This window comes from Desulfovibrio sp. DV, from assembly GCF_001936595.1.
In the GTDB taxonomy this organism is placed as follows: Bacteria; Desulfobacterota; Desulfovibrionia; order Desulfovibrionales; family Desulfovibrionaceae; genus Solidesulfovibrio.
The window spans coordinates 1-7702 of record NZ_MLBG01000159.1 but is presented as its reverse complement, the minus strand read 5'-3'; the positions used below and the strand labels follow the sequence as shown (position 1 = coordinate 7702).

Genomic DNA, 7702 nt, shown 5'->3' with positions numbered 1-7702 from the left:
GGGGCAACGCCCCGATTCTCTTTGCCTTTGCCTTTGTTTTCTCTCTCCCTCTCCCCCATCCTCACGCTCACTTCAGCCCCGTCCACACCCGCAGCGCGCCAATTCCAAACAATCCCCAGGCCATCGTGCCTGCGTGTTCCCCGCCGGTCAGTGCGGCCAGGAAGCCGGCGGCAATAAGCAGCCCACCTGCGGCCACGGGGCGCAGGTGGCGGCGCAGGCGTTCGCCGGCGTATTCGAGGGTTTCGGTGGAGAGTTTGACGCGCAGGTTGGATTCGCTGAGGTCGCTAAGGACGGTTTTTGCCCGGCGCAGGGTGAGGGGGAGGCTGGTCAGTTCCGAGCGCAGGGTGGGGAACAGGCCGGCTTCGGCTCCCAGGGCGCGGGACAGGTTCTGGCGCAGGCGGGGGAGGATGTCTTTCACGCCGTTGAAGTTTTCGATGTAGGTGGTGCCGAGGCCTTCGATGAGCGTACTGGCGCGCATGACGTAGACGACGTCCTGGGGCACTTTGAAAGGCAGGTCTTTCATGGAGTCGAGGACGGAGAAGGCCAAAAGCTGCATGGAGGCGGCGGTGAGTCCGGCGTCGCCCAGGATATCGAACATGCGTTCGGAGAATTCCATCATTTCGGAAGGATCGGCTCCGGCGGCGACGATGCCCAGGCGTTTGCAGGCGGCGATGAAGCCTTCGTAGTCGCGGTCGTGGGCGGATTTGGCCACTTCGATCATGGCCACGCGGGTCTCGGCGGGCAGTCGTTTGACCATGCCGAAGTCGAGCAGCGTCAGGCCGCCGTCCGGGCGCACGAGGATGTTGCCGGGGTGGGGGTCGGCGTGGAAGTAGCCGCGCACGAGCATTTGTTCGATGTAGAAGTCGATCAGGGCGTTGAGGATGGTGGCGAAGGGGATGCCGGCTTTGTCCAGGGCGGCCTTGTCATCGATGCGCCAGCCGGTTTCGTAGCTCATGACCAGGGCGTTGGCGTTGGAGTATTGGGGGAGCGGGGTGGGGAAGCGCACGGGGCTGTGGCTGTAGGTGTCGGTGAATTTGCGCAGGTTGGCCAGTTCCACGGACAGGTCGGCTTCCCTGACGATCATGGCGGAGAATTCGGCCAGCACGGCTTCGACGGAATTTTTGGTGGCGTTGGAGAAAAACGGGGTGAAAGCGCCGAGCATGGCCCGGATCATGGCGATGTCGGCGCGTACGCGGTGTTCGACGCCGTAGCGGCGCAGTTTGACGGCGACCTGGCTGCCGTCCGGGAGGGTGGCGGCGTGGACCTGGCCGATGGAGGCGCTGGCCAGGGGGGTCTGGTTGAAGGCGGCAAACGGCGGCGCATCGCCGAAGGCCAGGTCGAAGGCGGCGGTGAAGTCGGCGGCGGACATGGGGGCGACTTCGTCATGGATGCCGCGCAGTTCGGCCAGGTAGTCTTCGGTAAAGAAGTCGGCCCGGGTGGCCAGCACCTGGGCCAGCTTGATAAAGCACACCCCAAGGGCCAGCACGGCCTCTTTGAGTTGGCGCGGCGGCAGGGGGGTGAGCAAGAGGAAGCTATCCCTGCGCCGCACCAGCACGAAGACGGTGTGGAGGAAGCGGAAGGCCAGCCAGAGGCGGCCCGGGGCCGGAAAGGACGGCATCAGGCGGATTTTTTCTTGAGCAGGGCCTTTAATTCCGCGATGTCTTCCTTGGTGGCCAGTCCCATGTCGCTGATAACTTTTTTGACTTCTTCGCGCACGCGGGCGGCAACGGCTTCCTCTTCCTTTTTCGCCCGGGATTTGGCGTCTTCCAGGAAGCGTTTGGCGTCGTCGCGGGAGACTTCGCCGCGTTTTTCCAGGTCATCGAGGACTTCGCCGAGTTTGTCCTTGGCCAGAAAGGCTGCGCCAAGGCCCATGGAGAGCAGATCGACCGGTTTCATAGGCACCTCATTGTGGTTCTGTAACAGAAACTATGGGATGTTGGCCGGCCGGAGTCAAGGGATGCGTTGGCGTGGCGATGGTGTCTTGGCGGACTTGGCCGGTATCGACGTTTCCTGGTTGCCACAACGACCGAAATGAGACACACACAATGATAGGACGACCCGGAATCGGAGCGTCGCAACACCCAGCCACCAAGGAGCATCCCTGATGAGTGATCTGATTGTCGTCGGCTATGATGATATTTTCAAGGCGGAAGAGGTTCGTCTCAAACTCCTTAAAATGCAGAAAGAGTATCTGGTTGACCTGGAAGACGCGGTGGTTGCCGTCAAGAAGGGCGACGGCAAGGTCAAATTGAACCAGATGTACCATCTGGCCGCCTCCGGGGCGGTTGGCGGCGGCTTCTGGGGAATGCTCATCGGTCTGATCTTTTTAAACCCCATCCTCGGAGCCGTTGTCGGTGCCGGGGCCGGGGCAGCGGCCGGAGCCTTGTCCGATGTCGGCATTGACGACGATTTCATGAAAAAACTGGCGGAACACCTGCAGCCCGACACCTCGGTGCTGTTCGTGCTCATCCGCAAGATGACGGCGGACAAGGTTCTGGCCGAGCTGGCCGGCACGGGCGGCAAAGTGATCCAGACCTCGCTGTCCCACGAGGACGAGAGCAAGCTGCAGGCCGCCCTGGACGCGGCCAAGGCCTCGGCCTAGCTATCAAAGACGCGAGAGGACAGCGCCCCGTCGGGAAACCGGCGGGGCGCTTTTTTGCGGCGGCCGGTATGGGAAAGGGTACCGGCACACTGAAAAGTGCGTGCTTGTGCTGCGCGCACGGCCGGCGCATAGCCTGGGCACTATGCCTGTGGAGGGATGCCCATGAAGACGCTTTTTGAGGCCACGACCATCAAGGGCCGAACGCTTAAAAACCGACTGTTTCGTTCCGCCACCTGGGAACGGCTGGCTGATGGCGATGGCCGGCTGACACCGCAACTCCTTCACGTCTATAAGGACCTTGCCCAAGGCGGCGTGGGGGCCATCATCACCAGCGCCCTGTACGCGGAGGCCAGGGCCGGGGCGCTGCCCGGGCAGCTTGGCCTGTACGATGCCGCCGGCCTGGACGGCCATCGGCGTCTGGTGGCAACAGCCCGGGAAGCCGGGGCCTTGATCCTGGCCCAGCTGGCCTTTGCCGGCCGTGACGGCGTCTTGTGGACGGCCAACGATCCGACCCCGGCTGTGCTGGCCGGGTTGCCGGATTATTTCGCCCGGGGGGCTGCCCTGGCCCGGGAGGCCGGCTACGACGGGGTGCAGATTCACTCTGCCCACGGCTATTTTTTAAGCCAGTTCCTGAGCCCTGCGGCCAACAGCCGCACCGACGCCTACGGCGGATCGTCCGAGGGTCGCCGGGCCTTGCTTATGGCCATTTACGCGGCTGTGCGCCGGGAGGTCGGGGAGGATTTCCTGCTGGCCGTCAAGCTCGACTGCCGCGACATGCACGAAACGCCGGGCGTTTTCGAGGAATGTCTCGGTGCGGCCAAGGCCCTGGATGCAGCCGGCATCGATCTGGTCGAAGTGAGCGGCCTTGGCGGCAACAAGGGGATTTGCGGCGGCAAGAAGCAGGTGCAGTCGGTGTTTCGGGCCGAGGCGGCGGCCGTGGCCGAGGCCATTGCCGCACCGGTCATTCTGGTCGGGGCCAACCGGTCGCCGGCGGGTATGGAAGCCATCGTCAACGAGACGGCCATTGCCTATTTTGCCTTATCCCGGCCGCTTCTGCGCCAGCCGGACCTGCCGGCGCGCTGGCTGGCCGGATCGACGGAAACGGCGGCCTGTGTGTCGTGCGGGAAGTGTTATGACGAGGCCGGCAACGGCTGCTTCTTTGTCAGGAACGCGGCCAAGGCGGCCATGGCCTGAGCCGGCGTGTTTTTCCTGTCGCAGCCTGCAGCGGCCACGGCCCGGCCCGGCCGCCGCGGGCTGCGGCAACCGACAGGCCAACCGGCCTGGGGCCGGAAAAGACCGGTCGTCAGGCCGCAACGGGCCATGGCCCTGCCGTCGGGGCAGGGCCAACGTATGGTGCTGGACGAAGGATCAGGCGTTTTCGACGGGACCGTTGAAGACGATGGAGATGATTTCGTAGTTGATCTTGCCGCGCGGGGCGTCCACTACGATGTCGTCGCCCACGCTCTTGCCCAGAAGGGCCAGACCCACGGGGGACAGGAGTGAAATGGAGCCCTTGCTCGGTTCGGCTTCGTCGGGGCCAAGCAGGGTGTACTTTTTGACGTCGCCGGTATCGACGTCCTCGATCTCCACCGTTGCCCCGAAGATGACTTGGTCGCCACCCAACGTGTTGAGATCGATGACGTTAAACCGCGACATGCGGGATTCGATGTAGTTGATGCGGGCTTCGAGCATACCCTGGCGTTCACGTGCGGCCTCGTAGCCGGCATTTTCGCGCAGGTCGCCTTCTTCACGCGCTTCCTTGATGGCCAAAATGACGCCCGGGCGTTCTTTCTTGAGCCGTTCGAGTTCGCGTTCCAGCCGTCTGAAGCCTTCAACGGTAATAGGGATGCTTTCCATCGTCAGATACCTTGCAATCGAGAGATGTTGGAGTGTCGGGGCGCCAACGACAGCGGCCCCGCCCAGGATGGACGCGGCCGCCAATTGGTCGTGGAAGTCATACAGACACAGACGGTTGACTGATTAGTCCATCCTCGGCTTGCGGTCAAGACGGGAGTTGTCCGGCGGGCCTGCCCTCGGCTATGCTGGGGCCGGCGGCGCGTATCCCGCCCCCAACTTCCAAAAGACTGGAGACCACCATGCGCGTCTATCTCGCGGGACCGCTTTTCACCCTGGCCGAACGCCGCTTCATGGCCCATCTGCGCGATCTGGCCGCAGCCTTGCCCGGGGTGTCGCCGCTGTGGCCCGGGGACCTGTTCGTCAACGACGATCTGGCCGGCCTGGGGCAGACAGCCAAAACCCACATCTTCCGGGGCTGCCTGTCGGCCCTTGACGGCTGCGATCTGGTGGCAGCGGTCCTGGACGGTCCGGCCGTGGACGACGGCACGGCCTGGGAGGCCGGCTATGCCTATGCCCGGGGCATCCCGGTGTGGGGCCTGCGCACGGATTTCCGCAGCGCCGGGGATACGACGCACTCCCTGGTCAACTGCATGATCGAATGCTCGTGCACGGAAATATTCCGTGACGTCGAGGCCTTGCTCGCCGCCCTGGGCCGCCGGGCCCAAGCGCCGGGCGGCGTATGACGAAACTTTCATTTGCACCCGTGTTAGGGTTGGCATAAAGGGGGATTTCACGATCAGACTGTTGCCTCTGTCTTTAAACCGCAACCAGGGGTTGATGGCAGTCATGATAGAAGCGTGTCACGATCCGCTTGCGTTTTTGGTGGACCGGCTGTGTTGCAGTGTCTACCTCGACGGCACCGGCAATGTGTGCCTGGGGTTTTCCCGGCGCCATGGCCTCACGGACATGATGACCGCCCAGGGGATCGCCCGGTCCAACGCCGGGGTGTTGCGCGACCGTCTGCGCCAGTCCCAGGGTGCACCCGAGGCAACCAGGCCGGAACCGGCCGGGACCTCCATGGCTGAGCACGTCGCCCTTGGCGCGTTTTGCCCCCTCGTCTGATTCTTTTCTTTTCCCCTTCCTCCCGCGTTTGACGGGAAAAATTCCCCGCTGTCGCGGCTTCAGGCCTTTGGCCCAGACCCGGTGTTGTCCTGGAACCGCGGTGTGGGACTGGTCCCGGGTGCCGCGATTCCGACGTCGTGACGGGCATCCCCGGTCCGGGCAGGCGGCCTGTTTCAGACCGCCTGCCCGGCGTTTCGGTTTGCGTTGCAACGCACGGACCGGAGCCAGAATCCGGGGCGCGCGCCATTTTGCAGAAAATGATTTTCACTCCCGATTGACAATGATATTGAATTTCATTTACAAGGCTCTCGGACGCGGATGCCCCGCCCGGGGTGTCATGCGTCTGACGAGCCGAGCAGGCCGTTGCCAAAGGGAGTCTGGGCACTCCCGCCCGGATGCCGGCAACGGCCGGGGGCTGCGGTCAGGATAATTTGACGTTTGTGTTCCCCTCGCCTGTAGAGGCGCGGCGGGGCTTGCAAAGGAGGAGCGGCATGGTGGTGTCTTTACGAAAAATGGCCGTCAACCAGAAAGGCTGCATTCGGGCCGTCACGGCCAGCGGCGAGATGGGGCGGCGTATCCGTGACATGGGCCTTGTGCCCGGAACCCAGCTCATGGTCGTGGGGCGCGCCCCGTTGATCGATCCGGTCGCCGTGCGGATGCGCGGGTTCACTCTGTCGCTTCGAAACTCCGAAGCCGACTGCATCACGGTGGAGGCCCTTTAACCATGCCCAAGACCATCCGCGTGGCCGTATCCGGCCAGCCCAACTGCGGCAAATCCACGATGTTTAACGCCATCACCGGCGGCTCGGCCCGGGTGGGCAACTATCCCGGCATCACCGTCGACCGTCTGGAAGGCGTCTATCGCAATAACGGCCACGACATGCATCTCGTGGACCTCCCCGGCACCTACTCCCTGACCTCCTATTCCATGGAAGAGCTGGTCGCCCGCAACGTCATCGTGGACGAGCATCCCGACGTTGTCATCAACATGATTGATGCCACGGCCCTGGAACGCAGCCTCTATCTGGCCGTGCAGTTCATGGAGATCGGCGCGCCCATGGTCCTTGGCCTCAACATGATGGACGAGGTCAAGCGCAACGGGGTGACCATTGACGTCAAGAAGCTGTCCCAGCTTCTGGGTGTGCCGGTCGTTCCCTGTGTGGCCCGGGTGGGGCAGGGCCGCGAGGAACTCATGAAGGCAGTGGCGGTAGCCTACACGGAAAGCGGCGGAGCCTGGAAGCCCATCCGCCTGTCCTACGGTCCGGAACTCGATCCGGTCATCGAGCGCATGACCAAGATCATTGAGGACGAGGGCTTTTTGACCAGCCGCCACGATCCCCGCTGGGTGGCCATCAAGTATCTCGAAGCCGACGAGCAGGTCATGGACGAGGGCCGGGCCGCCGGCGGCCCGGCCGCCCGGCTGGAGGCCATCTGCAAAGAGGCCGAGATCCACACCCGCCAGCACAGCGCCACCACCCCCGACGCCATCATTGCCGACTGGCGCTACGGTTTTATAAACGGCCTGCTCAAGCAGGGTGTCGTCACCGGCGGCGACGAACTGCGCCGCACCTCGTCGGACTCCATCGACCGCATCGTGACCCACAAGGTCCTTGGCCCCATCATCATGCTGGCCGTCCTGTGGCTCATGTTCCAGGTCACCTTCACCATCGGGGCCTATCCCCAGGGCTGGGTCGAAGCCGGCTTTGAGTGGCTGGCCGGCCTGGGGACGACCTATCTTCCCGAGGGCGACCTGCAGTCGCTCATTGTCTCCGGCATGATCGGCGGCGTGGGATCGGTCATGGGCTTTACGCCGCTTATCTGCATCATGTTCGCCATGCTCGTGTTCCTGGAGGACCTCGGCTACATGGCCCGGGTGGCCTACATGATGGACCGGGTGCTGCGCATCTTCGGCCTGCACGGCATGTCGGTCATGCCCCTTATCATGTCCGGCGGCATCCCTGGCGGCTGCGCCGTGCCGGGCGTCATGTGCGCCCGCACCCTGCGCAGTCCCCGGGAGCGTCTGGCCACCATCCTGACCGCGCCGTTCATGGTCTGCGGGGCCAAGACCACGGCCTACCTCATGCTTGTGGCCGCCTTTTTCCCGGACAATCCGACCCAGGTCATGTTCTTTGTGGTCCTGGCCGCCTGGGGCTTTGTGCTCATCGTGTCCCGGCTGTTGCG

At 63.8% G+C, this 7702-nt stretch carries 9 protein-coding genes; 6 read left to right on the top strand and 3 right to left on the bottom strand.

Annotated features, from left to right (window positions below; translation table 11 throughout):
* Positions 1–67: 67 nt before the first annotated feature.
* The gene (locus DVDV_RS20980) at positions 68–1618 is read right to left on the bottom strand and encodes an AarF/ABC1/UbiB kinase family protein (protein ID WP_075356524.1); all 1551 of its coding nucleotides are present in this window, start codon (positions 1616–1618) and stop codon (positions 68–70) included.
* Positions 1618–1896 (bottom strand): phasin family protein, encoded by a 279-nt coding sequence (locus tag DVDV_RS20975; protein ID WP_075356523.1) that lies wholly within the window; start codon positions 1894–1896, stop codon positions 1618–1620. Before DVDV_RS20975 ends, DVDV_RS20980 begins: the two co-directional genes overlap by 1 nt.
* A gap of 208 nt (positions 1897–2104) precedes the next feature.
* On the opposite strand from DVDV_RS20975, the gene DVDV_RS20970 reads away from it, so the two are divergent.
* Together DVDV_RS20970 and DVDV_RS20965 are read left to right on the top strand one after the other, a co-directional pair.
* Complete coding sequence (locus DVDV_RS20970; protein ID WP_075356522.1) at positions 2105–2602, top strand: DUF1269 domain-containing protein; 498 nt, start codon at positions 2105–2107, stop codon at positions 2600–2602.
* Between the two features lie 162 nt (positions 2603–2764).
* On the top strand, positions 2765–3796 hold the full coding sequence (locus DVDV_RS20965) for an NADH:flavin oxidoreductase (RefSeq protein ID WP_075356521.1): 1032 nt from the start codon (positions 2765–2767) through the stop codon (positions 3794–3796).
* 174 nt (positions 3797–3970) lie between these two features.
* Here DVDV_RS20965 and greA read toward each other — a convergent pair whose 3' ends face one another.
* Entirely contained in the window at positions 3971–4459 is a 489-nt protein-coding gene (gene greA, locus DVDV_RS20960; RefSeq protein WP_075356520.1) for a transcription elongation factor GreA, read from the bottom strand.
* 239 nt (positions 4460–4698) lie between these two features.
* Here greA and DVDV_RS20955 point away from each other — a divergent pair, with 239 nt between their 5' ends.
* From DVDV_RS20955 to feoB, 4 genes are all read left to right on the top strand, one after another.
* Positions 4699–5142 carry a nucleoside 2-deoxyribosyltransferase gene (locus tag DVDV_RS20955; RefSeq protein WP_075356519.1) on the top strand — a complete coding sequence of 148 codons (444 nt, stop codon included), beginning with the start codon at positions 4699–4701 and terminating at the stop codon, positions 5140–5142.
* A gap of 94 nt (positions 5143–5236) precedes the next feature.
* Positions 5237–5521 carry a hypothetical protein gene (locus tag DVDV_RS20950; RefSeq protein ID WP_254845480.1) on the top strand — a complete coding sequence of 95 codons (285 nt, stop codon included), beginning with the start codon at positions 5237–5239 and terminating at the stop codon, positions 5519–5521.
* 491 nt (positions 5522–6012) lie between these two features.
* Positions 6013–6243 carry a FeoA family protein gene (locus DVDV_RS20945; protein WP_075356518.1) on the top strand — a complete coding sequence of 77 codons (231 nt, stop codon included), beginning with the start codon at positions 6013–6015 and terminating at the stop codon, positions 6241–6243.
* 2 nt (positions 6244–6245) lie between these two features.
* On the top strand, positions 6246–7702 hold a 1457-nt coding region (gene feoB / locus DVDV_RS20940; protein WP_075356517.1), incomplete at its 3' end, for a ferrous iron transport protein B.

Bases quoted from the DNA above. Each gene is read 5' to 3' on its own strand.
- DVDV_RS20975 (WP_075356523.1), bottom strand. From the start codon at position 1,896: ATGAAACCGGTCGATCTGCTCTCCATGGGCCTTGGCGCAGCCTTTCTG.
- DVDV_RS20970 (WP_075356522.1), top strand. From the start codon at position 2,105: ATGAGTGATCTGATTGTCGTCGGCTATGATGATATTTTCAAGGCGGAA.
- DVDV_RS20945 (WP_075356518.1), top strand. From the start codon at position 6,013: ATGGTGGTGTCTTTACGAAAAATGGCCGTCAACCAGAAAGGCTGCATT.
- DVDV_RS20955 (WP_075356519.1), top strand. From the start codon at position 4,699: ATGCGCGTCTATCTCGCGGGACCGCTTTTCACCCTGGCCGAACGCCGC.
- DVDV_RS20950 (WP_254845480.1), top strand. From the start codon at position 5,237: ATGGCAGTCATGATAGAAGCGTGTCACGATCCGCTTGCGTTTTTGGTG.
- greA (WP_075356520.1), bottom strand. From the start codon at position 4,459: ATGGAAAGCATCCCTATTACCGTTGAAGGCTTCAGACGGCTGGAACGC.
- DVDV_RS20965 (WP_075356521.1), top strand. From the start codon at position 2,765: ATGAAGACGCTTTTTGAGGCCACGACCATCAAGGGCCGAACGCTTAAA.
- DVDV_RS20980 (WP_075356524.1), bottom strand. From the start codon at position 1,618: ATGCCGTCCTTTCCGGCCCCGGGCCGCCTCTGGCTGGCCTTCCGCTTC.